Genomic DNA, 25,872 nt, shown 5'->3' on the forward strand with positions numbered 1-25,872 from the left:
GAGAAACAACATGACAGAAAATAACCTAGATGTAATTTCCCCGAAATTGGCAGCCGCCATTGCCAATCCGTTATTTCCGGCTGTGGATAGCCAATTGCGTTCCGGTAAACATATCGGCACGGAACATTTGGATAACCACGCCTTTTTATTAGATTTTCAATCGGAGCTGGATTTGTTTTATCGTCGTTATAACGTGGAACTTATCCGTGCGCCGGAAGGTTTTTTCTATTTACGCCCGAAAGCGACGACGTTAATCGCCCGTTCCGTGTTAACGGAATTGGAAATGTTGGTGGGTAAGGTGTTGTGTTATTTGTATTTAAGCCCGGAACGCTTGGCGCAACAGGGGATTTTCAGCACGCAGGAAGTGTATGACGAGCTGCTGAATTTAGCCGATGAAGGCAAGTTGCTGAAGGCGGTGAATCAACGTTCCAGCGGTTCCGATTTGGATAAACAAAAATTGGCGGAAAAAGTGCGGGCGGCAATCGGTCGTTTGCGCCGTTTGGGTATGATTTACACCGTAGGCGAGCCGAATAGCGGTAAATTTACTATTTCCGAATCCGTATTCCGCTTTGGCGCGGAAGTGCGTGCCGGCGATGATCCGATTGAAGCGCAATTACGCTTAATCCGCGATGGTGAAGCGGCAACCCCGCAATCCTTACAGGCAGAAAAGCAGGCGTTACAAAATGATGCCGAAAACAGCGAAAATGATGCGGAAGTTGAAGAAGAATTCGTAGAAGAGGAACAAGAATAATGACTGAAGAATTATCCCTGGAAAATGACGTAATGGATACGGCGGCTGAAACCACGCCTGTTATCTTTAGCCAAAAAAGTGGGGTAGAACGCGGTAAATTCCGTTCTCTAACGCTCATCAACTGGAACGGTTTTTTTGCCCGTACCTTTGATTTAGACGAATTGGTTACCACTTTATCGGGCGGTAACGGTGCCGGTAAATCCACCACCATGGCGGGATTTGTGACGGCGTTAATTCCCGATTTAACTTTATTGCATTTCCGTAATACCACGGAAGCCGGGGCGACTAGCGGTTCACGCGATAAAGGCTTGCACGGAAAATTGCGTCCGGGCGTTTGTTATGCCGCGCTGGATACCATTAACTCCCGTCATCAACGTGTGATTGTCGGCGTGCGTTTGCAACAGGTGGCGGGACGCGACAAGAAAGTGGATTTAAAAACCTTTTCCATTCAAGGCGTAGAATTATCGGTAAATCCGACCGCACTTTTCACCGAAACCATCAATGAACGTCAAGCCCGCGTGCTGACTTTAAATGAATTAAAAGACAAAGTAGAACCGGGTGGTGCGCAATTTAAGCAATACCATTCCATCACCGATTACCACGGCATGATGTTCGACTTGGGAATTATTCCGAAACGCTTACGTTCCTCTTCCGATCGCAGCAAATTCTACAAACTCATCGAAGCCTCTTTATACGGCGGTATTTCCAGCGCCATTACCCGTTCTTTGCGTGATTATTTATTGCCGGAAAATCTTGGGGTGAAAAAAGCGTTCCAAGACATGGAAAGCGCTTTACGTGAAAACCGCATGACGTTGGAAGCCATTAAAGTGACCCAAGCGGATCGCGATTTATTCAAGCATTTAATCACCGAATCCACTAATTATGTGGCGGCGGATTACATGCGCAACGCCAACGAGCGCCGTGGCAACATCGAAAACGCGTTAAATTTCCGTCAGGAGTGGTATAAAGCCAAATCCGAACAGGATTTATCGCAGCATCGCTTAGTGGATTTAAGCCGTGAAGCCGCCGAGTTGGCGGAAAATGAAAAAACCTTGGAAGTGGATCACCAAAGCGCGCTAGATCATTTGAATTTAGTGCTGAATGCCTTACGCCATCAGGAAAAAATTTCCCGCTATCAGGAAGATGTCAGTGAACTGACCGAGCGTTTGGAAGAGCAAAAAATGGTGGTGGAAACTGCCAACGAGCAGTTAGAAGAAAGCCAGGCGCAATTTGAACAAACGGAACAAGAAGTGGATAATCTGCGTTCGCAATTGGCGGATTATCAACAGGCATTGGATGCGCAACAAACCCGTGCATTGCAATATCAACAAGCCATTCAAGCCTTAGAAAAAGCCAAAACGTTGTGCGGTTTGGCGGATTTAGCCGTGAAAAATGTGGATGCTTATCACGAAGAATTTGAAGCGCAAGCAGACGTACTGACGGATAAAGTGCTTGAACTTGAACAAAAAATGTCTATTTCCGAGGCGGCGAAAACACAATTCGACAAAGCCTACCAATTGGTTTGCAAAATCGCCGGCGATGTGCCACGTTCCGCCGCTTGGGAGAGTGCGAAAGAATTGTTGCGCGAATATCCGACCCAGAAACTGCAAGCACAACAAACACCACAATTACGCGCTAAATTACATGAGTTGGAACAGCGTCTGAATCAACAACAAAGTGCGGTCAGATTATTAAAAGATTTTAATCAACGTGCGAACCAGAACTTAGAAACGGCGGACGAGTTAGAAGCATTTTACGGCGAACAAGACGCCTTAATTGAGGATTTGTCGGCTGAACTTTCGGACTTAGTGGAGCAGCGTTCAACCCTTCGCCAAAAACGTGAAAATTTGACCGCACTTTATGAAGAAAATGCCCGTAAAGCGCCGGCATGGCTCACAGCACAAGCTGCCTTGGAACGATTGCAGGATCAAAGCGGTGAACAATTTACCGACAGCCGGGACGTGATGAATTTCATGCAGGCGCAGTTGGTTAAAGAGCGTGAATTCACGATGGAGCGCGATCAGCTTGAGTTACAGCGTCAGCAATTAGACGAACAAATCAGTCGATTAAGCCAACTGGACGGTTCCGAAGATGCCCGTTTGAATGTGCTGGCGGAGCGTTTCGGCGGCGTGTTGCTTTCCGAATTATATGATGATGTACCGATTGAAGATGCGCCTTATTTCTCCGCCTTATATGGCCCGGCGCGTCATGCCATTGTGGTGCGCGATTTAGCGGCGGTAAAAGAACAACTTGCCAATCTGGAAGATTGCCCGGAAGATTTATATCTCATCGAAGGTGATCCGGCGGCATTTGACGACAGCGTACTTTCCGCGCAGGAACTGGAACTGGGCGTTGTGGTACAGGTGTCCGATCGTGAATTACGTTATTCCAAATTCCCGGAAATTCCGTTATTCGGCCGCGCCGCCCGTGAAAAACATTTGGAAGAATTACAGGCAAAACGTGAGGATGTCGCAGAACAGTATGCGCAACGCGCGTTTGACGTACAAAAATGCCAACGTTTACACGAACATTTCAGCCAATTCGTCGGTTTACATTTGGCTTTGGCGTTCCAGGATAATCCGGAACAGGTCATGGCACAGACCAATCAGCAACGCAATGAAATTGAACGTGAATTAAATCAATTATTGACCGGCGAACAGCAAATTCGCATTCGTTTGGATGATGCGAAGGAACGTATACAGTTGTTAAATAAATTGATTCCGCAATTACCATTACTGGCGGATGATAGTTTAACCGATCGTATTGAAGAGTGTCGTGAACAGCTGGATTTAGCCGAACAGGATGAGTTATTTATCCGTCAACATGGTGTCACGTTGTCACAATTAGAACCCATTGCGAATACCTTGCAAAGCGATCCGGAAAATTACGAGCACTTTAAAGCCGATTATGAGCAAGCCATTCAACTGCAAAAACGGGTGCAACAAAAAGTGTTTGCTTTGGCGGATGTGGTGCAACGTAAAGCCCATTTCAACTATGCGGAAAGCGTACAAACGGAAACGTCCGAATTAAATGAACAATTACGTGCCCGTTTGGAGCAAATGCAACAACAGCGGGAAACTCAGCGTGAGCAATTACGCCAGGTTCAGGCGCAATACGCGCAATACAATCAAGTGTTGATTCAGCTGCAAAGTTCTTTCAACAGCAAGAATCAAATGTTGCAGGAATTAATGCAGGAAATCGGCGAATTGGGTGTGCGTGCCGACGAAGGTGCGGAAGATAGGGCGAAAATCCGTCGAGACGAGTTGTATCAACAGCTTTCCACTAATCGCCAGCGCCGTTCATACATTGAAAAACAACTCACCCTTATTGAAAGCGAAGCGGAAAATCTTACCCGTCGCATTCGTAAAGCGGAACGCGATTACAAAACCCAGCGGGAACTGGTGACGGCAGCCAAAATGAGCTGGTGCGTGGTGCTTCGTTTATCCCGTAACTCTGACGTGGAAAAACGCCTTAATCGCCGCGAATTAGCGTATTTATCCGCCGATGAGTTACGTTCCATGTCGGATAAAGCCCTTGGTGCGTTGCGTACGGCGGTTGCCGATAACGAATACCTGCGCGATGCCTTACGTTTATCGGAAGATAGCCGCAAACCGGAAAATAAAGTGCGGTTCTTTATTGCGGTATATCAGCACCTGCGCGAACGTATCCGTCAGGATATTCTGAAAACCGATGACCCGATTGATGCCATCGAGCAAATGGAAATCGAGCTTTCCCGATTAACGGAAGAGTTAACCGGTCGTGAACAAAAACTGGCGATCAGCTCCGAAAGTGTGGCGAACATTATGCGTAAAACCATTCAACGTGAACAAAACCGCATTCGTATGCTGAACCAAGGGTTACAAAATATCGCTTTTGGTCAGGTAAAATCGGTGCGTCTGGTGGTAAACATTCGCGATACGCACGCTATGTTGTTGGATGCGCTTTCCGGTAATCAATCGGATTATCAGGATTTGTTCACCGATAATCGCATGACCTTCTCCGAAGCCATTGCGAAATTGTATCAACGCCTGAATCCGCACATTGATGTGGGGCAACGCACGGCACAAACCATCGGCGAAGAATTACTGGATTACCGTAATTACCTCGATTTGGAAGTAGAGGTATACCGCGGCGCAGACGGTTGGTTACGTGCGGAAAGCGGCGCATTATCTACCGGTGAAGCCATCGGTACCGGGATGTCCATCCTCTTAATGGTGGTGCAAAGCTGGGAAGAAGAAAGCCGCCGTATTCGCGGCAAAGATATTGTGCCGTGCCGCTTATTGTTCTTGGACGAAGCGGCGCGTTTGGATGCCAAATCCATTTCTACCTTGTTCGAGCTTTGCGAACGGCTGGATATGCAATTACTCATCGCCGCCCCGGAAAATATCAGCCCGGAAAAAGGCACTACCTATAAACTGGTGCGGAAAATTTCCGGCAATCACGAACACGTTCACGTGGTCGGCCTACGCGGATTTGGCGCAGCAGAGTAGTTTGATAAAAGAAAAAGTGCGGTTAAAAAATAAAGTGTTTTTTGACCGCACTTTGTTTCATTAAAAGGAATAAAAAATGCACAATCTCATTATCGCCGTCCTCTGTAGCGTAGCGGTTTCCGTACTGTTGAAAGTCGCCCGCAAGCGTAATATCGTTATTCAACAAGCTATTGCATTTAACTATATTGTTGCGTTGTCACTTTCTTGGTTTTTGTTAAAACCGGATTTCAAAGGTCTTGAGTTTACGGATTTCATCGCACAAAGTGAAAATACGCCGATTTTCTTGGCATTAGGTATTTTGTTACCAAGTGTATTTATTATTATGTCCAAAGCGGTGGAATTCGCAGGCATTGTACGTTCCGATGCGGCACAACGTTTATCTTTGTTCTTACCGATTCTCGCTGCATTTTTAATCTTCCATGAAACCTTAAGCCAACCAAAACTTGTTGGAATTGTGTTGGCGTTTATCGGGTTATTTTGCCTATTAAGCAAACCGAACCAACAAAGTGCGGTTGACAAAAAACAACGTTTTTTGAACGTTGGCTGTGCCAACGGCCCCGAAGGGGTGAGTAAGCGAACGAGTGAGCTTACGAATAATTTTAAAGGTGTTTTAGGATTAGTCGGCGTATGGTTCGGCTACGGTATTATTGATATTTTATTCAAACAAGTGGCAAAAAGCGGCGGCGCATTCCCTACAACCTTGTTTATTGCGTTCTCGTTGGCAGCCTGCATTATGTTCATTTATTTGCTATTTAAACAAACCAAATGGAATGTAGCGAGTTTTGTAGGCGGCATTATTTTAGGTGTACTGAATTTCTTTAATATTTTGTTTTACATTAAAGCGCATCAAAGTTTTGGCTCCAATCCAACGTTGGTTTTTGCCGGTATGAATATCGGCGTAATTTGTTTAGGTACCCTCACCGGTGCATTAATTTTTAAAGAAAAAATAAGTAAAATTAACCGGTTAGGTATTGTATTTAGCTTAACGGCAATCTTTTGTTTGTATTATTTAGATAAAATTTTGGCTTAGATTTGAGAAAAATGATGGCAAAAAACGACTTTAGTTTTTTTATTTATGATTACGAAAGCTTTGGGGTCAATCCCGCAACGGATCGCCCGGCACAATTCGGTGGCATTCGCACTGACGCGGATTTTAATATTATCGGTGAGCCGATTGTTCTTTATTGTAAGCAAACCAACGATTATTTGCCAGCACCGGAAGCGGTTTTAGTCACCGGAATTACGCCACAGGAATGCAACGAAAAAGGGCTGCCGGAGCCGGAGTTTGCCGCCCGTATTTTACAAGAGTTTAGCCAACCGAATACTTGCGTGATGGGCTTCAATAACATTCGTTATGACGATGAAATGACCCGTTATACGTTTTACCGTAATTTTATCGATCCTTATGAATACAGCTGGAAAAACGGCAATTCCCGTTGGGATTTGCTGGATTTGGTACGTGCTTGTTATGCCTTACGCCCGGACGGTATTGAATGGCCTTTAGATGATGAAGGTATGCCGAGTTTCCGCCTGGAAAAACTGACGGAAGCCAATGGAATAGTGCACGATAATGCGCATGATGCCATGTCAGATGTGTATGCCACCATTGAAATGGCGAAGCTCATCAAGCAGAAACAGCCTAAATTATTCCAATATTTCTTTGAAAATCGGGGTAAAAAGGAGGTTGAAAAGCTCATTGATACTGCAGAAATGACGCCATTGGTACATGTGTCGGGAATGTTGGGGAATTATCGCGGAAATACCACGTTAATTGCACCTTTAGCCTGGCATCCGACGAATAAAAATGCTGTTATTGTCTGTGATTTAACTGCCAATATTGATGATTTATTAACAAAATCGGCAGAGGAGTTGCGTGAAAATCTTTACACCAAAAAAGAAACCTTATTGGCTGCCGGTACATTGCCTGTGCCATTGAAGCTTATTCATATCAACAAATGTCCGATTGTTGCGCCGGCTAAAACCTTACTGCCGCAAAACGCCGAATGTTTAGGTATTGATCAGGAATTATGTGCAAGAAATCGACAGCGTTTGCAGGAAGCAAGAGATATTCGTCAAAAAGTAATGAATATTTTTCATCAGGAACGTGAATTTGACGTTTCCGATAATGTTGAAACCGAACTGTATAACGGCTTTTTTAGTGACGCCGATAAAAACAATATGGCGATTTTACGGATCTTAGAACCCGAAAAATTGGCTGAACATAATCTTAGTTTTCAAGATCCACGAATTCCTGAATTACTGTTCCATTATCGTGCCAGACATTTCTATCATACACTGAACCGTGCGGAACAAATTAAATGGCAAAAATACTGCCGTAAAAAATTAGATGCAGAGGCTTTACAATTTGAACAACGCCTTCAAGAATTGGCCGAACAATATTCTAATAATGAAGAGAATCTTATGTTATTGCAAAAGGTCTATGAATATGGAGCCAAAATAATCGGTTAAAAGTGCGGTCAAAATTTTTAGTATTTTACATTACGAGACACTGTCACGAATATAGCTTAAAACACGCTGAAGAAATTTAGCGTGTTTTTTATGATTGTGAATTTTAAAAATTCAGCATAACGAGACTGATAGTTACCTCAGAATTCACGTAGCGCAATTTATTCTAAAGATAAGGAAAATTTTATAGTAAAAATATAGCGTTAAAATAGGCTTATAACTTCCTTATAAGTCTTATTTCTATTGCCTTAGTATTGCTGAATAAATATTTACATTTAAAACTTAAAGTCTATAACTTCATATCCAAGCTTGTTACATACCTTTATAACCCCGGTTTTCATCACGTTTAACTAGTAAGAGTGACTTGTGAATAAGTCTGTGTTTTTGTTAATTCGTAGCGTTCATTTACTTTGTCACTAACTTCGCATAATCTATATTATGTTAAATAAAATAAATAGAAAGTCACTTCTGGGATTTGAGGTTTACTCTCTTTAAAAATAACTGGGTAACAAACTTCATTTCTTGAAGATTTTATTTTTAGAGCGCTTATGGTGATGTGATATTCATGAGTTTTTATAGGTAGATGAAAATACTTCTATAGCTGAATCTAGGTTTATAAAAATCGGTTGATATTCATAGAAGGTTTTTATCGTTATGTACGACCTTCTGTTTCTATTAAATAATTTCTTAACAATTTAGTTATAACTGAGGATTTATTTCAATAACACTACTTAAATGAGAATTATTTTTATTACAAAATTCATTCTAAATTAAATACTTACGAGAATATTTTGTGAGAATTTGATTGACTATTCTCAATAAGGTGAATAAAATGTGCACAACAAATTAAGTTGTATTGCGGTCTATCTATTAACAAATTAAGGAAAGGAGTTGGTTATGCTTAGTAAAGTGATTACAGCAAAATTAAATGAGCAAATTAATCTGGAGTTTTACTCGTCAAATGTTTATTTGCAAATGAGTGCATGGTGTTATAAGCAAGGTTATGAAGGTGCTGCGGCATTTTTAATTCGCCATGCAGATGAAGAGTTAGAACATATGCAAAAGTTATTCACTTATGTGAGTGAAACCAGTGGTATGCCGTTATTAGGTAAAATTGAAGCTCCTAAACATGACTATGCGTCATTAAAAGAAGTTTTTGAAATTACCCTTGAGCATGAAAAGTTAGTTACATCTAAAATCAATGAATTAGTAGAATGTACCTTTGCCGAAAAAGACTACTCTAGTTTTAACTTTTTACAATGGTATGTTGCGGAACAACATGAAGAAGAAAAATTGTTCAATAGTATCGTGGACAAATTTAAACTTCTTGGCGAAAGCGGCATTGCCCTTTACTACATTGATCGCGATTTAAAAACGTTGTAAGGAATAGGAGAAATAAAATGTTATCAAATGATGTGGTTAAACTATTAAACGACCAAATGAATTTAGAATTTTATTCTTCTAATTTATACTTACAAATGAGCGCATGGTGCGACCAACAAGGTTTTGAAGGCGCGGCAAAATTCTTATCTGCACACGCGGCTGAAGAAATGCAGCATATGCGTAAATTGTTCACTTACTTGAATGAAACCGGTGCATTGGCCGTAATTACCACAATTGATGAACCACCACACCAATTCGCTTCGTTAAAACAAATACTTGAATTAACGTATGAACATGAAAAATTGATTACTGCAAAAATCAATGAATTGGTTGGTAGAACATTTGAAGAGAAGGACTACTCTGCTTTTAACTTCTTACAATGGTATATTGAAGAACAGCACGAAGAAGAAAAACTATTCAGCGGAATTTTGGATAAATTGAATCTTCTTGGCGAAGATGGAAAAGGTTTGTTCCTTGTTGATAAAGATTTAGGTGCTTTGGCAACAAGCAACTAATCCTATTTTAATGAAAGGCTAAGTCAGTGACTTAGCCTTTCTTTTTTCTCTTTAAAATTTACTAGTTGTGTTCGGAAAGTGCGGTGTTTTTTTCAAGTGTTTTTAGCGAAGATTGCGGTGTTTCATTTGCTTCATAATAAAACATGCGATGAAAAAATGCGGAAAGCAGGATTATCAGCATAATGACAATTTGAATTAAGCGTTTTTTAGTCAGTTTTTCAACAGCCATATATCCTCACTTATGTTTATACTTCTTAAATTAATGGATTAGTGGTATTATTGAGCTAGATCAATTTTACACGATTTTTTTCAATTTTTCTGTAATTTGGGGCATAAATGAAAATTTTAGCGACAGAAACAAAATTAGGACGTCGAGTTCAATCCGGGGGATGTGCCATTCATTGCCAAAATTGTAGCATTAGCCAGCTATGTATTCCTTTTACCTTGAATGAACACGAATTAGATCAATTAGATAATATTATTGAACGTAAAAAACCCATTCAGAAATCCCAAGTGCTTTTCAAAGCCGGTGATGAATTGACCTCACTCTATGCTATCCGCTCCGGCACAATCAAATCTTACACCATCAGTGAAACCGGCGAAGAACAAATTACTTCTTTTCATTTGCCGGGTGATTTAGTTGGTTTTGATGCCATCATGAATATGCAACATCCGAGTTTTGCTCAAGCGTTAGAAACGGCAATGGTATGTGAAATTCCGTTCGATATTCTGGATGATTTATCCGGGAAAATGCCTAAATTGCGTCAACAAATTATGCGTTTAATGAGTAATGAGATTAAAAGCGATCAAGAAATGATTTTATTACTCTCTAAAATGAATGCAGAAGAACGCCTTGCTGCATTTATTTATAACTTATCCCAACGTTATTCTGCCCGGGGATTTTCCGCCAGGGAATTCCGCTTAACCATGACTCGCGGCGATATCGGCAATTATCTTGGTTTAACCGTCGAAACCATCAGCCGTTTGCTGGGACGTTTCCAAAAACTCGGTGTCTTATTGGTTCAAGGAAAATACATTACGATTAATAATATGGCGGAATTAATCGAGCTATCCGGTACCAACAAAAACAAAATTCAACTGATTATTTAATCCGTTTATTCTTCTGGTGTAATATAAAATATTGCATCGGATCACCTTTTTAAACTGCCTGCCTTGTCATTTATTCAATAATGTTCTACCCTATTATACCAATAAATGGAGGTTGTATATGAAATTCAATAAGATACTAGTGGTTTTAAACCCCGAAAATGACAAACAATATGCCCTTGCCAGAGCAGTTCGTCTGGCGCAAGAACAAAAAAGTCCGTCTCCTGTCAAAATTACCCTTTTCCTCGCAATTTACGATTTATCTTATGAAATGTCTGCGTTACTTTCTTCGGAAGAACGCTCCGAAATGCATAACAACGTTATTGAACAGCGTAAATTAGCTATCCGGCCTTATATTGAAAAATATGCTTCTGATGGCATTGAATTTACTGCTACCGTTGTTTGGAACAGCAATGAAGCGGAAGCCATCACAACGGAAGTTGAAACGCAAGGCTATGATTTGGTCGTGAAATATACGAAAGCCGAAGAAAGCTTGAAATCGCTTATTGTTACACCTGTAGATTGGCAATTATTACGCAAATGCCCGGTACCGATTTTAGTAGTAAAAGACGGTGACTGGAAACATCAGCGTCGGATTTTAGTTGCCGTGAACGTATCTGATGATGAAAATGAAGCCCATAGTTCTTTTAATGATGAACTGGTTTCATTAAGTATGGATTTAGCTGATTCTTTAGATCGTGGCAATATTCATCTTGTCACAGCCTATCCACCGACACCGATTAATATGGTAATTGATTTGCCGGAATTCAGTTCAGGTGAATATAGCAGCGGTCTGCGTGGACAATATTTAATCAATATGAAAGCGCTGCGTCAGAAATATGGCATCAGTGAGGATCACACCCATGTACTTGAAGGTTTTCCGGAAGATGTCATCCCTCAGGTCGCAGAGAAAATTGAAGCCGAATTAGTAATTCTGGGTACTATTGGTAGAACCGGGCTTTCAGCTGCCTTTTTAGGCAATACGGCAGAACATGTAATTAGTAAACTTAACTCCAATTTGCTGGCGATTAAGCCGTCAAAAGATAATGATTAATTTAAAAATTTCAGTGTGGCGGGCATTTTTGTATTGACTATGCCCTCTTTTTGCTTTACTTTTTTTCCTTCGAAAAATTACTTTCTATCAACTCAACATAACTTATTTCAACTCAGAAGGAAAAACAATGAAAAAATCATTACTAATTACACTATTAGGATTAAGTAGTTTAACACAAGCGCATGATCTGTGGGTGACCGCACCGTCCCATATTAGCGCGGAAGATATATTAAAAGCAGATTTAGGATACGGACACCATTTCCCATATGCAGAAAAAATTGCTGATGATCGACTGCATTTTTTTGCACCACTTGAATTAACCGATAAAAACGGAAATACCACCGAATTAAAGCAACAAGGCGAAAATTATCAATACACCGCTGAAAAACCGCTGGCAGAGGGTTCTTATTGGGTCTCAGCTACCTATAAACCGATTTTCTGGTCACAAAATGCTAAAGGCTGGCGACAAGAAAATATGCAACAAATGAAAGATGCTACCTACTGTGAGCAAACTCAAATGTTTGGTAAAAGTCTGGTCACTGTCGATGGCAAAATAGATTCGACAATTTATAAAGAAAAATTAGGGCAAGAGTTAGAAATTGTACCACTAAAAAGTCCCGCAGAACTCAAAGCCGGTGAAGTTTTCCCATTACAAATTTTTTATAAAGGTAAGCCATTAGCTGGCGAGGCTGTTATCGCAACAGCTGACACTGTGCTGGTTAAAGATATTGAATCAGCGGAAGACCACCGTGAAGTACAAGGTTTTTCGAGTAAAACGGACAAAGATGGAAAAGTTAATTTCTTACCGTTAGTTGAAGGTTTATGGAAAGTAAAAGTTATACACAAGATCCCGTTTAGTGACCCTAAAGTGTGTCAACATTCAGCAAACTATGCGACGCTGGTATTGCTGGTAGGTGAAAAACGCGCGGAATATAAACCTCACGAACATCACCATCACCACTAATTTCCTTTATCAATAAAAAAGTGCGGTCAAAAATTTAATTGTTTTTTTAAACGCACTTTTTAAGAAGCATGAGTGAAGATTTTGTTTATTTCTTTCGCTCTACCCACTTCCCGTCAACAAAATCCACAATCCATTTTGTCGCTTTGCCATTTTTTTCGGAGGTGACATATTGGCGTTTTTCTTTACGGCTAAAGCGAATGATAGCTTCATTGCCTTCCGGATCCCTTTGTGGTGCGTCAGCCAGATAACTTAATTTTTCCGGCAATCGATCACGATATAACGCTAATTCCGCCACTTTAGGCGCTCGGGTTTCACGGGATTTCGGGAAATTATGCGCAGACATGAATACCCCGCCTGCGCCGTCGCGCAAGACGAAATAAGCGTCGGATTTTTCGCATTTCAATTCAGGGAAATGAATCGGTTCTTCTTTCGGTGGCGCCACTTCGCCGTTTTTCAGAATTTTGCGCGTATTATCGCATTGCGTACACGCCATATACTTACCGAAGCGTCCCAGTTTAAGGTGCATATCACCGCCGCATTTATCGCATTCAACGATTGGGCCGTCATAACCTTTAATCTTAAACCTGCCTTCTTCGACTAAATAGCCGTCACAATTCGGGTTATTGCCGCAAATATGCAATTTACGATGCGGATCGATAATATAACTGTCCATCGCCGTACCGCATTTCGGGCAGCGCTTACGTTCCATTAGCGCTTTAGTTTCCGACGCGTCGTCTAGCACATTTAATAGTTCCGCTTCAGGAATCAGGTTAATGGTGGTTTTACAACGTTCTTTTGGTGGTAAGGCATAGCCGGTACAACCTAAAAATACACCTGTGCTGGCGGTTCTGATCGCCATATTGCGACCGCAAGTCGGGCAACGAATATCCGTTTCAACCAAATTATTCGGGCGCATACCGCCTTCCAATTCATCTAATTCCGCTTTGGTCAATTGAGTCGAGAAATCTTTGAAGAATTGGTTTAATTCGGTTTTCCATTTTTTCTCGCCGGAAGCGATTTGATCCAGCACGTCTTCCATGTTGGCAGTGAAATCGTAGTTCATTAAATCGGCGAAAGACTGATTCAACCGATCCGTTACGATTTCGCCCATTTTTTCCGCATAGAAACGACGATTTTCGGTTCGCACATAACCGCGTTCCTGAATCGTAGAGATAATCGCCGCATAAGTGGAAGGACGGCCGATACCGCGTTTTTCCAATTCTTTTACCAACGCTGCTTCAGAGAAACGTGCCGGTGGTTTGGTGAAATATTGCTGCGGTTGCACTTCCGACAAGTTAAGTTTATCGTTAACGGAAACCGCCGGCAACGCCTGATCTTCTGCGGATTTACTTTGTTGCGGTAACACTTTGGTCCAACCGTCAAAACGTAAAATACGCCCTTTCGCAGTTAAACTGTAATCCCCCGCCGTTACGGTTAAGGTTGTGCTGTCATATTGCGTCGCAGGCATTTGGCACGCCACAAATTGACGCCAAATTAAATCATATAAACGCACCGCGTCTTTTTCCATGCCCGCCAAATTATCCAAGCCCACGTTAATATCGGACGGGCGAATCGCTTCATGGGCTTCTTGTGCATTTTCTTTGCTGGAATAAAAATTCGGTTTTGCCGGCAAATAGGCTTGACCGTACTGTTTTTCAATGTAGCCGCGTACCATATTCAGCGCATCCTGGCTTAAATTGGTGGAGTCGGTACGCATATAAGTGATGTAACCGGCTTCATACAAACGTTGCGCCAAGATCATGGTTTTCTTCACACCGAAGCCTAAACGGGTACTGGCGGTTTGTTGTAAGGTTGACGTAATAAACGGCGCTCTTGGGCGGGAACTGGTCGGCTTGGTTTCTAAATCGGAAATCACATAGTCGGATTTACTTAAAAAATCCACCGCACTTTGCGCTTGCTCGGCATTTTTCGGCTCGAATTTCTTACCTTTAAATTGAGCCACATCCAAGCGAATTTCATCGCCTTTCGGTGTATTGGTAAGCACGGAAACTTCCCAATACTCTTGTGGCACGAAAGCCTTAATTTCACGTTCACGCTCAACGATTAACTTCACCGCCACCGATTGCACACGACCGGCAGACAAACCGCGCGCCACTTTTTTCCAAAGTAACGGCGAGACCATAAAGCCTACCACACGATCTAAAAAGCGACGGGTTTGCTGTGCGTTGACGCGATCCATATTCAAATGTTCGGGGTGTTCAAAGGCTTGTTTAATGGCGTTTTTGGTAATTTCATTAAACACCACGCGGCTATAACGCTCATCATCGCCGCCGATGACTTCACGCAAATGCCAGGCAATCGCCTCCCCTTCTCTATCCAAATCGGTGGCGAGGTAAATATGGTCAGCTTTTTTTGCGAGAGACTTCAGTTCGGCAACCACTTTTTCTTTGCCGGGGAGAATCTGATAGTTGGCTTTCCAGCTGTGATAAGGGTCAATGCCCATGCGTTTGACTAAGGCTTCCTGCTCTTTTTTGTGTTTTATCGCCTGTTTTTCTTCCGCACTGAGCCCTTTGGTGGAAATGGCTTTGGCTTTTTCTCCGGTGGAGGAACCCACGGTCGGCAAATCGCGAATATGCCCCACGCTGGATTTCACTACATAATTGTTTCCTAAATATTTATTAATGGTTTTCGCCTTTGCCGGCGACTCCACAATAACCAAGGATTTACTCATTATTATTACCTAATTGCAATTAATTTGTGTAAAATTGCCCGCTATATTGCTAACTATCTTTAAGCAGGTCAACTACTTTTTTCCAAAAGGCGCAATAAATGGACAAACTCAACGCAATTTCGATATTTTGCAAAGTCGTTGAAACACAAAGTTTTACCCAGGCGGCGGCGTTACAAAATATTTCCGTCGCCATGGCGAGTAAGCTGGTTTCTCAACTGGAAGAGCAATTGAAAACCCGACTATTACAACGCACCACCCGTAAAATCGTACCCACGGAAGCCGGCAGCATTTATTATCAGCGTTGCCAGCCGATTCTGTTGGAACTGGAAGATGCGGAATCCAGTATCAGCAACCTTTCCACTTCATTACAAGGCAATCTGACGGTTTCCGTACCGCGTGATTTCGGCTTGCGTTTTATTACGCCCAACCTTGCCCAATTTATTAAAGCGCACCCGAACTTACACATGGAAATTGAATTTAATGATCGGGTGATTGATTTAGTCAGCGAAGGATTCGATCTAGCCCTACGCATCGGTTATTTGCAGGACAGTTCCTTGGTTGCAAAGAAAATTGCCACCTCCTCCATGCATTTTGTCGCCTCGCCGGAATATTTGGCAACCCACGGCATTCCGCAAACGCCGGAAGAATTGGAGCATCATGACTGCCTTTTATATAAAGCCACCGGCAATCAAATTTACTGGGAATTCAACAAACACAACAAAATCCAACGCATTAAAATGCGTTCCAAACTGGTGTGTAATAACGGTTTAACGCTAACATCTTTATGTGTGGCGGGGCTTGGCATTATTAATTCGCCACGCTTCTTTATTGAGGAAGAATTGGCTTCCGGCAAACTGGTCGAAATTCTGAGTGATTATCGCCAGCAGGATTTGGATTTACATATTGTCTATCCGCACCGTCGTCATTTGGCGGCGAAGGTCAAAGCCTTCATTGACTTCATCAGCCAACTGGATTTGTGCAGGGTAAAACCTTAAAAGTGCGGTCGTTTTGTGACGTGTTTTTTGATGACCTTGCTGTTCAGGCAAGGTCATTTTTTATATCTAAAACAAAAGGAAGATGTTCCGGCAGCGGTTTTAGTTTTCCTAACTCCACCCAAGCGCAAGGAAAGTGAAAATCTGACCCCATCGATCCCGCCAATTGATGTTCCTCAGCCAGTTTCACCAGCAATTGAAATTGATCAGGACGTTGCCCGCAACCGGAAATTTCCATGGCATCACCTCCCCAACTCTTAAAATTCTCCGCCAGTTTTCGCACCCATTTCATGGTCATGGTGTAACGTAACGGATGCGCCAGCACCGCCACCCCACCCGCTTGATGAATAATCTCAATGGTTGACGGAATGTCCGCCCATTGCGGCTTCACATAAGCGGATTTGCCTTGTCCCAAATAACGTTTAAAGGCTTGTCCGTCGTTAGACACTTTACCGATTTGCACCAAATGACGTGCATAATGCGCGCGGGTAACTTCGCCGTCACCGGCTAATTTTCTGGCTTCTGCATAAGCGTTCGCTATACCGATTTTTTCCAGTTTTTCCCCGATTTCCTGCGCCCGAATATCACGCAAACGTGCCTGCTCCGCCAAAAGTGCGGTCATTTTTTCGTGCGAAATATCAAATCCTAAGCCCACAATATGAATGGAGCGATTTTCCCATAAAGTGGAAATCTCCACGCCGTTAATGAGCCGAATTCCCAATGCTTCCGCTTGTTGACGCGCTTCCGATACGCCTGCAATGGTGTCATGATCGGTCAACGCCAACACATTCACGCCCTTTTCATACGCCCTCAACACCACCTCCGTCGGTGATAATACGCCGTCAGACGCTGTGCTGTGGCAGTGTAAATCGTATTTTATCATGTTGATATTCATCTATTTAATCGCCTCAACCAATGCTTTCACCAATTTCGGTCCGTGGTAAATCAAGCCTGAATACACCTGCAAAAGCTCGGCGCCTGCCCGGATTTTTTCCTGTGCGTTTTGTACGCCGTCAATGCCACCGCTGCCGATAATCGGAATTTGTCCTTTTAGTTCCCGGTGCAAGCGGGCAATAATCGCCGTGCTTTTATGTTGTAGCGGTTTTCCGCTTAATCCGCCCTGCTGTTCGGCATTTTTTAAATTTGTGACGTTGTCTCGGGAAATTGTCGTATTGGTGGCAATTACACCGTCCATTTTATGACGCAATAACGTATCGGCGATTTGAACCAGCTCCGCTTCCGTTAAATCCGGTGCGATTTTCACCGCAATAGGTACATATTTTTGATATTGCGCAGCCAGCGCTTGTTGGCGGCTTTTAATGCTTTGCAGCAAATCATCAAAATAATCGCCGTATTGTAATTGACGTAAATCCGGCGTATTCGGTGAGGAAATATTGACGGTAATATAACCGGCGTAATTGTAGGCTCTATTGAGACAAATGAGGTAATCATCCTTGCCTTGTTCTAATGGTGTTAGCTTATTTTTACCGATATTAATGCCAAGCACGCCGTCATATTTGGCTTTTTTCACGTTTTCAATGAGGTGATCGATACCATAATTATTGAAACCGTTACGATTAATAATACCTTCTGCTTCAATTAAACGGAATTGGCGCGGCTTTGCATTGCCTTCTTGCGCCAAGGGCGTGACGGTGCCCACTTCAATAAACCCGAATCCCATGGCGCCGAAACCATCAATGGCTTCACCGTTTTTATCCGCACCTGCTGCCAACCCGATAGGATTTTTAAACTCAATGCCCATAATGGTTTTCGGCGTGCCCGGCGGACAAGCCAGGAGTTGTTTTAGCAGAAAATGAAACGGCGGATAGGCTGCCAACCCCAGGGATTTTATGGCTAGGTCATGGGCGTTTTCGGCATCAAGCGCGAAAATCCCTTTACGAATCAAAGAATACATACTCGTTTATCTCTCCGGATAGTTAACTGTGGAATGAAAAAGTGCGGTCAAAATTAACCGCACTTTTTCATGTTACTGTAATGCTTTTTCGATTTTTTCGTATAAATCGCGGGATAAATCTTCCGTTTCGCTGATACGCTCTAAAGCGCGTTTCATCAAGGTTTGACGCTGTGCGTCGTAACGGGCAAAACGAATCAACGGTTCAATTAAACGGGAAGCCACCTGCGGGTTGCTTTTATTCAGTTTAATCAAAATATCCGTTAAAAAACGGTAGCCGGAACCGTCAATGGCGTGGAAGGCTTTTAAGTTTTGCCCCGCGAACGTGCCGATTAACGAACGTACACGATTCGGATTGTTGAAATTAAAGCTTGGGTGATCCATTAACTGCGTGACATTGTGCAATACATTTTCTTCCGGACGGGTGGCTTGCAAGGCAAACCATTTATCCATCACCAAGCCGTCATGCTGCCATTTTTGTTCAAAATCCGCCAACAGATTATCGCGACAAGGCAATTTGGCTTGCGTTGCGGCAGTTAATGCGGCGAGCGTGTCGGTCATATTATTGGAATAGGAATAATGTTTATTCACCAGGTTATTGCCCATATTGGTGTAAGCCAGATAGCTCAAACAAACATTGCGCAGTTTGCGTAAAGCGATGTCCTGACGCTCAATTCTGTACTCGTCCAGGCGAATTTGATTGTAGGTTTTAAATACCAATTCCTGCAGATTTTCGGCAATGGCACGTGCCATAAATTCACGCACGGCGCTGATGGCGTCCGGGTCAATGGTTTTGAATAATTCGGCAAATTCTGTCGCTTTCGGCAAGGTTAAAATTAAACTGGTTAATTCAATATCTTTTTGATGATTCGATAAAATTTGATGAAGTACCGCAATTGCTTCAGCAGACAAATCCAATTCGATGCCCTGCTGATAGTTACTTACGTTACGTCGTAACTCGGCGTTGAGTAACATTTGCACCGCATCCCAGCGAATAAACCCGTTTTCGGCAAATTTGATTAAGGTAATTAGCTGACCGATTTTGTAGTCATAATCCAATTTCACCGGCGCGGAGAAATCACATAACAAGGCAGGAACCGGTTTGGTGTAAATATTGTGGAACTCAAATGTTTGATCTTTTTGGGTAATGTTCAACACATTATCCACTACGCCTTCGGAATCATATAAGGTTTGCGCGACGCCGTTTTCGTCATACAACGCGATTTTCAATGGAATATGTAAATTCACTTTTTCCATTTGATCGGCGGTCGGTGGGGTTAATTGAGAGACCTGTAGTTGATACACATGATTTTTTTCGTCGTAACGGTCGCTGATGGTCAATTCAGGTGTACCGGATTGGCTGTACCAGCGGCGGAATTGTGCTAAATCCAAGTCATTGGCACGTTCCATGGCGGAGACAAAATCTTCACAGGTCGCTGCTTTGCCGTCGTTTTCCGCAATGTATAACTTCATGCCCTTTTGAAAGCCTTTTTCACCCAATAAGGTGTGTAGCATACGAATGACTTCCGCGCCTTTTTCATACACGGTAACCGTATAGAAATTATTCATTTCGATGACTTTTTCAGGGCGAATCGGATGCGCCATCGGGCCCGCATCTTCGGCGAATTGCACGGTGCGCAGGAATTTCACATTATTAATGCGATTCACCGGACGCGAGCCGGTGTCGGAGGAAAATTCCTGATCACGGAAAACCGTCAAGCCTTCTTTCAAACTTAACTGGAACCAGTCGCGACAGGTTACGCGGTTGCCCGTCCAGTTGTGGAAATATTCGTGCGCAATCACGCTTTCAATGGCTAAATAATCGTCGTCTGTTGCGGTTTGCGGATTGGCAAGCACGTATTTATCGTTAAAGATATTTAACCCTTTATTTTCCATTGCGCCCATGTTGAAGAAATCCACGGCGACAATCATGTAAATATCCAGGTCGTATTCCAAATCAAAACGCGCTTCATCCCATTTCATGGCGTGTTTCAGACTTTGCATCGCCCAATCGGCACGGTCTAAATTGCCACGATTAACATACAATTCCAACGCCACTTCACGTCCGCTTTTGGTCACGAACTTATCTTGCAGAACGTCAAAATCCCCTGCCACTAAAGCAAACAAATAACTTGGTTTCGGAAAGGGATCACTCCACTTCACCCAATGACGTCCGTCATCCAACTCGCCACCCCCAATGCGGTTACCGTTGGAAAGTAAGAACGGATATTGGGCTTTGTCCGCCGTAATTTTGGTGGTATAGCGCGCCAGCACATCGGGACGATCTAACATATAGGTAATTTGGCGAAACCCTTCCGCTTCACATTGAGTACAAAATGCCTCGCCGGATTGATATAAACCTTGCAATGACGTATTGGCGGCAGGATTTAAAACGGTGGTGATTTCCAGTTCAAACTGGTTCGCATCCACTTGTGCTAAATCCAAGGTTAAACTTTCGTGATCCTGCTGATATTGTGAGAACGGTTTGCCGTTTAATTTGATGGAGGAAAATTGAAAATCATGTCCGTCTAAACGTAATGTGGTGCTTTTTTCGTTAAGACGTCGATATTTACTTGCGGCAACAACGATGGTTTTTTCCGGTTCTAATTGAAAATCAAGATAAATATCGGTGACGGTGAAATCGGGGGTTTGATAATCTTTTCTGTATTTGGCTTTAGCGTACATAAAACGACCTAATTCTAAGGGCTAAAAATTGGTGTTAAGGATATGATTTTTAGCCGTAAGTTGCAAATAGATTTTCTTCCGCAAACTTATTCAAACGTTTGCGTAAATATTATTTTCTAAAACCGGCAAACCCTCTGAAATCCCTGTGTTTAAATAATCTAAATACGCCGCGTAAAACACCGGAAAGACTGACCGCACTTTAGCTGATGTGATCAAAGTGCGGTTTATTTCTAAGGTATTTTATAACCTCGCTCCCTTCTTCAACTATCAGATAAATTATTCCTTGAATTGCCCAAAATTATCAATCCGGTTTGCAATGGGCGAAAAATAAATTGCGTTAAATGGCTGACGACGGCTTGTCAAAACCTTGCCGTGGCAGTATAAATAAACAGATTTTTACACAACATCTCGAGGATTATTCTATGTTTGAAAATATTGTTGCCGCTCCGGCAGATCCGATTTTAGGTTTAGGCGAAGCATTCAAAGCGGAGACCCGCGCTAACAAAATCAATTTAGGCATTGGCGTATATAAAGACGCAAAAGGCAATACGCCTATCGTAAAAGCGGTAAAAGAAGCGGAAAAACGCTTATTAGAACAAGAAAATACCAAAAACTACCTGCCGATTGACGGCGTTGCGGATTTCAACGCACGCACCAAAGAACTCTTATTCGGCGCCAATTCCGACATCGTGAAAAATAACCGTGCCAGAACCGTACAAAGTTTAGGCGGAACCGGTGCATTACGCATTGCGGCGGAATTTATTAAACGTCAAATCAAAGCCCAAAATGTTTGGATCAGCACGCCGACCTGGCCGAATCACAATGCTATTTTTAACGCCGTGGGCATGACCATTCGCGAATACCGTTATTACAACCCACAAACCAAAGCCTTGGATTGGGATAATTTAATCGCCGATTTAAACCGGGCCGGTGAAGGCGATGTGGTGTTATTACACGGTTGCTGCCACAACCCGACTGGTATTGACCCAACCCCCGAACAATGGGATAGACTGGCGGAAATGTCGGCGAAAAACGGTTGGCTACCTTTATTCGATTTCGCTTATCAAGGTTTCGCCAACGGCTTGCAGGAAGATGCTTACGGCTTACGCGCCTTTGCGAAAAATCACAAAGAACTCTTGGTGGCAAGCTCTTTCTCGAAAAATTTCGGCTTATATAATGAGCGTGTAGGTGCTTTCACCGTCGTAGCGGAAAACGCCGACATCGCCGCAACAGCATTGACCCAAGTGAAAATCATCGTCCGCACCCTCTACTCCAACCCGTCGGCACACGGTGCCACCGCCGTCGCCTTGGTGTTAAACGACGCGCAATTACGCTGCGATTGGGAAAATGAATTAACCGAAATGCGCGATCGCATTAAACAAATGCGTCACCTTTTCGTGCAGTTACTAAAAGAATACGGCGCGCAACAAGATTTAGGTTTTATTATCAACCAAAACGGTATGTTCTCTTTTAGCGGCTTAACCGCCGAACAGGTTGACCGCCTGAAAAACGAATTCGCCATTTACGCCGTGCGTTCCGGACGCATCAACGTTGCCGGCATTACCGAAGACAATATTCGTTACCTCTGCGAAAGCATTGTAAAAGTGTTGTGATTTTTAACCGCACTTTAAAAACGGCATCAAGTGAAAATTTAATGCCGTTTTTTCTTGCCGAATTCCCTTCAAAAATCAGCATAATTCATCAGTCAAAATTCTCATTTTTTACTTTTAGTTAAAAATAGTATATAATAACCGTCATTATTTACTTATTTTTAATGATTTACAGGAGAATGAATTAATGACGAACCAACGTTTTATTACGATTTTAAGCTGGGTTGCCACTTTTACCGCCGTGTGTATGTACGTGTCTTATCTTGAACAAATCGGCATGAATCTCGACGGTGTAAAAGGCGGAACATTACAACCGCTGGCAACGGCGATAAATTGTAGTTTGTGGGTGGCTTACGGGTTATTAAAAAAAGAACGGGATTATCCTGTAGCACTTGCCAATTCACCGGGCGTAATTTTAGGATTAATTAGCTTTGCCACGGCGCTATAAAATACAACAGATAAAACGCCTAAAAAGATGACCGCACTTTGAACTGCCCCCTTAAGGGGCATCACAATCAACTAATTAATACACAGATATATTATTCAATTTTAATCAAATATCAAAAATGCTAATCTCTATTAAATTAGAAATTTTATAATGTCTTATCAGAAGTATTTATGTAACTATCATCTTTAAAATAAGGATCTAATTTAGAAAGTTCAACCTTATCAAAAATACTAAAAGTAACTTTGGTGTTTTCTTTAAGTATATTTTTAGATTCAACACATAAGTTATTGTGTTTCCCTATAATTAAACTTGCTATTTGAGGAGTAATTCTTTGATATTCAAAAATATATCTCATTAATATTTCATTATAGTCACTAGAAATAATATATGCTGCCAATATTAAGGTTGTGTAGTTAGTAATGATTTTATTTCTTATATATCCGTCTAATGGGGTATAAAAATTTATAATTTTTTTATATCTATCAGGCTCTATAAATTTTAGAATTTGCAAATCACCTATTGAATTAGGATAAGTACTTTCTGTGGACTCTATAAATTTATCAATATAACTATCAAATAACTCTTTGTAGAGTTTTTCTTTATTACTTTCAAAAAGGATTAATAGCGCTGTAGATAGTATATTCTTTTCAAAAAAAACCAACTCTTTCGATTTATAACCTTCAGATAAACTTGAAATGTTAGGCTCACTATCAAGAAGTATTCTCAAGCAGTCCAGACTTTCCTTAAAGATTTTTTTCAACTCTAAAAATGAATCGCACAATAGGCATTTTTCTAAAGAAAAATATCTACTTGAAAGAACTATATAATGCATAACTTCATTCCTAGAATTCATTAATAATATTTGTTCTCTCTTAATTTTTTTATTTTCTCTTAATATTTCAATAGTGCGATTAATGTTATAATCATATTTATTTATAATAATGTCCAATACTAAATCAAATGAAACATTAGGATTATCTAATAAAATTAATAGAATATCATCATAGTCTTTATCTTTTATATCTAATTGTAATTTCCAGTTTATTAAACTTGAAGGACAATTAGGGTTTGAGAATACAGCTTTTCTAACCTCTAAATTTTCATCTTTTGCTAGTTTCTCTAATATTTCTTCAGTTGCATCCTCATTCTTAGCAACCCTTAAGCGTTCTAAATAACTAGTATTTTCTGCCATCTTAATCAGTTGTGTAATACTTAAATCATCATTCTCCGATGCTGATGATAAATATAACTCATCAAATTTTTTCTCATATTCACCCACTTTATCTTTTAAGGTTTTACGCAATGGCGTGGTTTTTCGAATAGCTTCTAATAATAAATCTTGCGTGAGGATTTTATCATTGCTAATAAAGGCGTTTTTCACCGCGTCAAAAATGGCATTTTCAATATCGGCACCGGCATAGTCGCGACATTCATTAGCAAGAGCATCAATATCAAATTCGCTCGCCTTTTGTTTCGCTTTGGCAAGATGAATTTCAATGATTTTTTTACGCTCTTTTTTGGTTGGGAATCCCACGTAGAAAATCTCATCAAAACGTCCTTTTCGTAATAATTCCGGTGGCAATGCGGTGATGTCGTTGGCGGTAGCAATAATAAACACCGGGGCGATTTTCTCTTGCAACCACGTTAAGAAGTAACCGAGCAAACGGGAGCTGACCTCAGAGGCGTTATTGCCCGACATTCCCACAAAGGCTTTTTCCAATTCATCCACCCACAACACGCAAGGGCTAATGATTTCCGCCATTGCCAACGCTTTACGCATATTGGTTTCACTTTCACCCACATATTTGCCAAGCAACGAACCAATATCCAACCGCAACAAGGGCTGTTGGAACAATGCCGCAGCCGCTTTTGCCGTAAGCGATTTACCACACCCCGGCATCCCTGCAATCAACGTGCCTTTCGGGGCTTTTACGCCAAATTCTTTCGCTGCTTGTAAGTTTTTCACAATATAACTTTGATCTTGCAACCACGCTTTCAGTTTTTCCAAACCACCAATATCGTCAATGGCTTCATTCACTTTCACCATTTCCAACACGCCGCTTTTCGCGATAATTTGCTCTTTTTGTTGCTGAATTTCGGCGAGAATGGCTTTTTCATTTTCGGCTTTTAATTCGCCATATTTATTTTTAAGCAGGCGTAATAATTGCTGAATATCTAATTCATTTAAGCCTGAAAGTGCGGTAGATAATCGATCCGTTAATTCATTTGCAATATTTTCTGTGTTTAACACCACCTGAATTTGGCTTTGATCAGGTAATGGCAATTCAATTAATGTCACAAGCGGTTCAATTTCATTCGGTAAATACACATCGGCAGACTATAAAATTACCGCACTTTCGCCTTGATATTGATTGAGCGTATCTAATAAATATTTTAACCGAGCCAATGCTACAGAGTTATTTTCCAACCCAAGTTTGGCGTCTTTAATAAGAATAAGGGTATTTTCTAAATCTTCGTGGCGGAGGTGGTTTAATATTTTTTCAAAACTATTTAGGTTTTCATCAAATACTTCTTTATTTTTAAAGTTTACTCTACCGTAAGCAAGGTTATATTCGATCACGTTAAAATTAAGTGATGTTGCCACTTCTTGCACCAAATAATCGGCACGAGATAATTCCGTTGTTTTTAAATAAAAGGCAGTATAACCAGCCTGAATATATTCAACCAGTTGTTGTGTTAGATGTTGTTTTTCCATGTTGTTCTCTATGAAGATTTTTATTTCATACGATGCGATATTTTGTAGGGTGCAACTTGTTGCACCGTTGGGTTATATTTTGGTGCA

19 protein-coding genes are annotated in these 25,872 nt (G+C 41.7%); 12 read left to right on the forward strand and 7 right to left on the reverse strand.

Annotated features, from left to right (window positions below; translation table 11 throughout):
* The first annotated feature begins 10 nt into the window (after positions 1 to 10).
* The 6 genes from mukE to ftnA (DK423_RS01385) all read left to right on the forward strand — a co-directional run bounded on the left by mukE (position 11) and on the right by ftnA (DK423_RS01385) (position 9,605).
* Positions 11 to 751: a chromosome partition protein MukE gene (gene mukE / locus DK423_RS01360; RefSeq protein WP_005556876.1), complete on the forward strand. Its 741-nt coding sequence runs from the start codon at positions 11 to 13 to the stop codon at positions 749 to 751.
* Positions 751 to 5,241, forward strand: coding sequence for a chromosome partition protein MukB (gene mukB / locus DK423_RS01365; protein ID WP_005556877.1), 4,491 nt, complete (start codon positions 751 to 753; stop codon positions 5,239 to 5,241). Before mukE ends, mukB begins: the two co-directional genes overlap by 1 nt.
* A gap of 76 nt (positions 5,242 to 5,317) precedes the next feature.
* On the forward strand, positions 5,318 to 6,271 hold the full coding sequence (locus DK423_RS01370; RefSeq protein WP_005556878.1) for a hypothetical protein: 954 nt from the start codon (positions 5,318 to 5,320) through the stop codon (positions 6,269 to 6,271).
* Between the two features lie 14 nt (positions 6,272 to 6,285).
* Entirely contained in the window at positions 6,286 to 7,710 is a 1,425-nt protein-coding gene (gene sbcB, locus DK423_RS01375) for an exodeoxyribonuclease I (RefSeq protein ID WP_176607397.1), read from the forward strand.
* 894 nt (positions 7,711 to 8,604) lie between these two features.
* Positions 8,605 to 9,090: a non-heme ferritin gene (ftnA, locus tag DK423_RS01380; RefSeq protein ID WP_005556880.1), complete on the forward strand. Its 486-nt coding sequence runs from the start codon at positions 8,605 to 8,607 to the stop codon at positions 9,088 to 9,090.
* A gap of 17 nt (positions 9,091 to 9,107) precedes the next feature.
* Positions 9,108 to 9,605 carry a non-heme ferritin gene (ftnA, locus tag DK423_RS01385; protein WP_005556881.1) on the forward strand — a complete coding sequence of 166 codons (498 nt, stop codon included), beginning with the start codon at positions 9,108 to 9,110 and terminating at the stop codon, positions 9,603 to 9,605.
* Between the two features lie 61 nt (positions 9,606 to 9,666).
* On the opposite strand, the gene DK423_RS11070 is transcribed toward ftnA (DK423_RS01385), so the two are convergent.
* Positions 9,667 to 9,834 (reverse strand): hypothetical protein, encoded by a 168-nt coding sequence (locus DK423_RS11070; protein WP_005556882.1) that lies wholly within the window; start codon positions 9,832 to 9,834, stop codon positions 9,667 to 9,669.
* Between the two features lie 107 nt (positions 9,835 to 9,941).
* On the opposite strand from DK423_RS11070, the gene DK423_RS01390 reads away from it, so the two are divergent.
* From DK423_RS01390 to DK423_RS01400, 3 genes are all read left to right on the forward strand, one after another.
* Positions 9,942 to 10,715 (forward strand): FNR family transcription factor, encoded by a 774-nt coding sequence (locus DK423_RS01390; RefSeq protein ID WP_061886768.1) that lies wholly within the window; start codon positions 9,942 to 9,944, stop codon positions 10,713 to 10,715.
* A gap of 118 nt (positions 10,716 to 10,833) precedes the next feature.
* Positions 10,834 to 11,766 (forward strand): universal stress protein UspE, encoded by a 933-nt coding sequence (gene uspE, locus DK423_RS01395; protein WP_005556884.1) that lies wholly within the window; start codon positions 10,834 to 10,836, stop codon positions 11,764 to 11,766.
* Between the two features lie 127 nt (positions 11,767 to 11,893).
* On the forward strand, positions 11,894 to 12,730 hold the full coding sequence (locus DK423_RS01400) for a DUF4198 domain-containing protein (protein WP_109043847.1): 837 nt from the start codon (positions 11,894 to 11,896) through the stop codon (positions 12,728 to 12,730).
* Positions 12,731 to 12,815: 85 nt separating this feature from the next.
* Here DK423_RS01400 and topA read toward each other — a convergent pair whose 3' ends face one another.
* On the reverse strand, positions 12,816 to 15,422 hold the full coding sequence (gene topA, locus DK423_RS01405; RefSeq protein WP_005556886.1) for a type I DNA topoisomerase: 2,607 nt from the start codon (positions 15,420 to 15,422) through the stop codon (positions 12,816 to 12,818).
* Positions 15,423 to 15,520: 98 nt separating this feature from the next.
* On the opposite strand from topA, the gene DK423_RS01410 reads away from it, so the two are divergent.
* Positions 15,521 to 16,417: a LysR family transcriptional regulator gene (locus DK423_RS01410; protein WP_005556887.1), complete on the forward strand. Its 897-nt coding sequence runs from the start codon at positions 15,521 to 15,523 to the stop codon at positions 16,415 to 16,417.
* 43 nt (positions 16,418 to 16,460) lie between these two features.
* Here the strand turns inward: DK423_RS01410 and DK423_RS01415 are convergent, their stop codons facing one another.
* The 3 genes from DK423_RS01415 to pepN form a co-directional block, all read right to left on the reverse strand.
* Positions 16,461 to 17,297 carry a PHP domain-containing protein gene (locus tag DK423_RS01415; RefSeq protein ID WP_061886579.1) on the reverse strand — a complete coding sequence of 279 codons (837 nt, stop codon included), beginning with the start codon at positions 17,295 to 17,297 and terminating at the stop codon, positions 16,461 to 16,463.
* Between the two features lie 12 nt (positions 17,298 to 17,309).
* Complete coding sequence (gene pyrD, locus DK423_RS01420) at positions 17,310 to 18,329, reverse strand: quinone-dependent dihydroorotate dehydrogenase (RefSeq protein WP_005556891.1); 1,020 nt, start codon at positions 18,327 to 18,329, stop codon at positions 17,310 to 17,312.
* A gap of 72 nt (positions 18,330 to 18,401) precedes the next feature.
* Positions 18,402 to 21,011, reverse strand: a complete 2,610-nt coding sequence (gene pepN, locus DK423_RS01425) for an aminopeptidase N (protein WP_005556893.1) — start codon at positions 21,009 to 21,011, stop codon at positions 18,402 to 18,404.
* A gap of 422 nt (positions 21,012 to 21,433) precedes the next feature.
* Between pepN and DK423_RS01430 the strand changes: the two genes are divergently transcribed.
* Positions 21,434 to 22,624, forward strand: coding sequence for an amino acid aminotransferase (locus DK423_RS01430; RefSeq protein WP_061886766.1), 1,191 nt, complete (start codon positions 21,434 to 21,436; stop codon positions 22,622 to 22,624).
* Positions 22,625 to 22,808: 184 nt separating this feature from the next.
* The gene (locus DK423_RS01435) at positions 22,809 to 23,069 is read left to right on the forward strand and encodes a SemiSWEET family transporter (protein WP_005556899.1); all 261 of its coding nucleotides are present in this window, start codon (positions 22,809 to 22,811) and stop codon (positions 23,067 to 23,069) included.
* A 145-nt stretch (positions 23,070 to 23,214) separates the two neighbouring features.
* Here the strand turns inward: DK423_RS01435 and DK423_RS01440 are convergent, their stop codons facing one another.
* Both DK423_RS01440 and DK423_RS11230 read right to left on the reverse strand, forming a co-directional pair.
* On the reverse strand, positions 23,215 to 25,368 hold the full coding sequence (locus tag DK423_RS01440) for an AAA family ATPase (protein WP_231102131.1): 2,154 nt from the start codon (positions 25,366 to 25,368) through the stop codon (positions 23,215 to 23,217).
* A gap of 39 nt (positions 25,369 to 25,407) precedes the next feature.
* Positions 25,408 to 25,785 carry a hypothetical protein gene (locus DK423_RS11230; RefSeq protein ID WP_005556902.1) on the reverse strand — a complete coding sequence of 126 codons (378 nt, stop codon included), beginning with the start codon at positions 25,783 to 25,785 and terminating at the stop codon, positions 25,408 to 25,410.
* Positions 25,786 to 25,872 lie beyond the last annotated feature (87 nt).

Source organism: Aggregatibacter actinomycetemcomitans (genome assembly GCF_003130205.1).
GTDB classification, from domain to species: Bacteria; Pseudomonadota; Gammaproteobacteria; order Enterobacterales; family Pasteurellaceae; genus Aggregatibacter; species Aggregatibacter actinomycetemcomitans_A.

What these genes read in the sequence shown, in the direction of transcription:
- topA (WP_005556886.1), bottom strand. Translation starts at nt 15,422, where the DNA reads ATGAGTAAATCCTTGGTTATTGTGGAGTCGCCGGCAAAGGCGAAAACC.
- pyrD (WP_005556891.1), bottom strand. Translation starts at nt 18,329, where the DNA reads ATGTATTCTTTGATTCGTAAAGGGATTTTCGCGCTTGATGCCGAAAAC.
- DK423_RS01390 (WP_061886768.1), top strand. Translation starts at nt 9,942, where the DNA reads ATGAAAATTTTAGCGACAGAAACAAAATTAGGACGTCGAGTTCAATCC.
- ftnA (WP_005556881.1), top strand. Translation starts at nt 9,108, where the DNA reads ATGTTATCAAATGATGTGGTTAAACTATTAAACGACCAAATGAATTTA.
- mukB (WP_005556877.1), top strand. Translation starts at nt 751, where the DNA reads ATGACTGAAGAATTATCCCTGGAAAATGACGTAATGGATACGGCGGCT.
- DK423_RS01430 (WP_061886766.1), top strand. Translation starts at nt 21,434, where the DNA reads ATGTTTGAAAATATTGTTGCCGCTCCGGCAGATCCGATTTTAGGTTTA.
- sbcB (WP_176607397.1), top strand. Translation starts at nt 6,286, where the DNA reads ATGGCAAAAAACGACTTTAGTTTTTTTATTTATGATTACGAAAGCTTT.
- DK423_RS11230 (WP_005556902.1), bottom strand. Translation starts at nt 25,785, where the DNA reads ATGGAAAAACAACATCTAACACAACAACTGGTTGAATATATTCAGGCT.
- DK423_RS01415 (WP_061886579.1), bottom strand. Translation starts at nt 17,297, where the DNA reads ATGATAAAATACGATTTACACTGCCACAGCACAGCGTCTGACGGCGTA.
- DK423_RS01400 (WP_109043847.1), top strand. Translation starts at nt 11,894, where the DNA reads ATGAAAAAATCATTACTAATTACACTATTAGGATTAAGTAGTTTAACA.
- DK423_RS01370 (WP_005556878.1), top strand. Translation starts at nt 5,318, where the DNA reads ATGCACAATCTCATTATCGCCGTCCTCTGTAGCGTAGCGGTTTCCGTA.
- DK423_RS11070 (WP_005556882.1), bottom strand. Translation starts at nt 9,834, where the DNA reads ATGGCTGTTGAAAAACTGACTAAAAAACGCTTAATTCAAATTGTCATT.
- uspE (WP_005556884.1), top strand. Translation starts at nt 10,834, where the DNA reads ATGAAATTCAATAAGATACTAGTGGTTTTAAACCCCGAAAATGACAAA.
- mukE (WP_005556876.1), top strand. Translation starts at nt 11, where the DNA reads ATGACAGAAAATAACCTAGATGTAATTTCCCCGAAATTGGCAGCCGCC.
- pepN (WP_005556893.1), bottom strand. Translation starts at nt 21,011, where the DNA reads ATGTACGCTAAAGCCAAATACAGAAAAGATTATCAAACCCCCGATTTC.
- DK423_RS01435 (WP_005556899.1), top strand. Translation starts at nt 22,809, where the DNA reads ATGACGAACCAACGTTTTATTACGATTTTAAGCTGGGTTGCCACTTTT.
- ftnA (WP_005556880.1), top strand. Translation starts at nt 8,605, where the DNA reads ATGCTTAGTAAAGTGATTACAGCAAAATTAAATGAGCAAATTAATCTG.
- DK423_RS01410 (WP_005556887.1), top strand. Translation starts at nt 15,521, where the DNA reads ATGGACAAACTCAACGCAATTTCGATATTTTGCAAAGTCGTTGAAACA.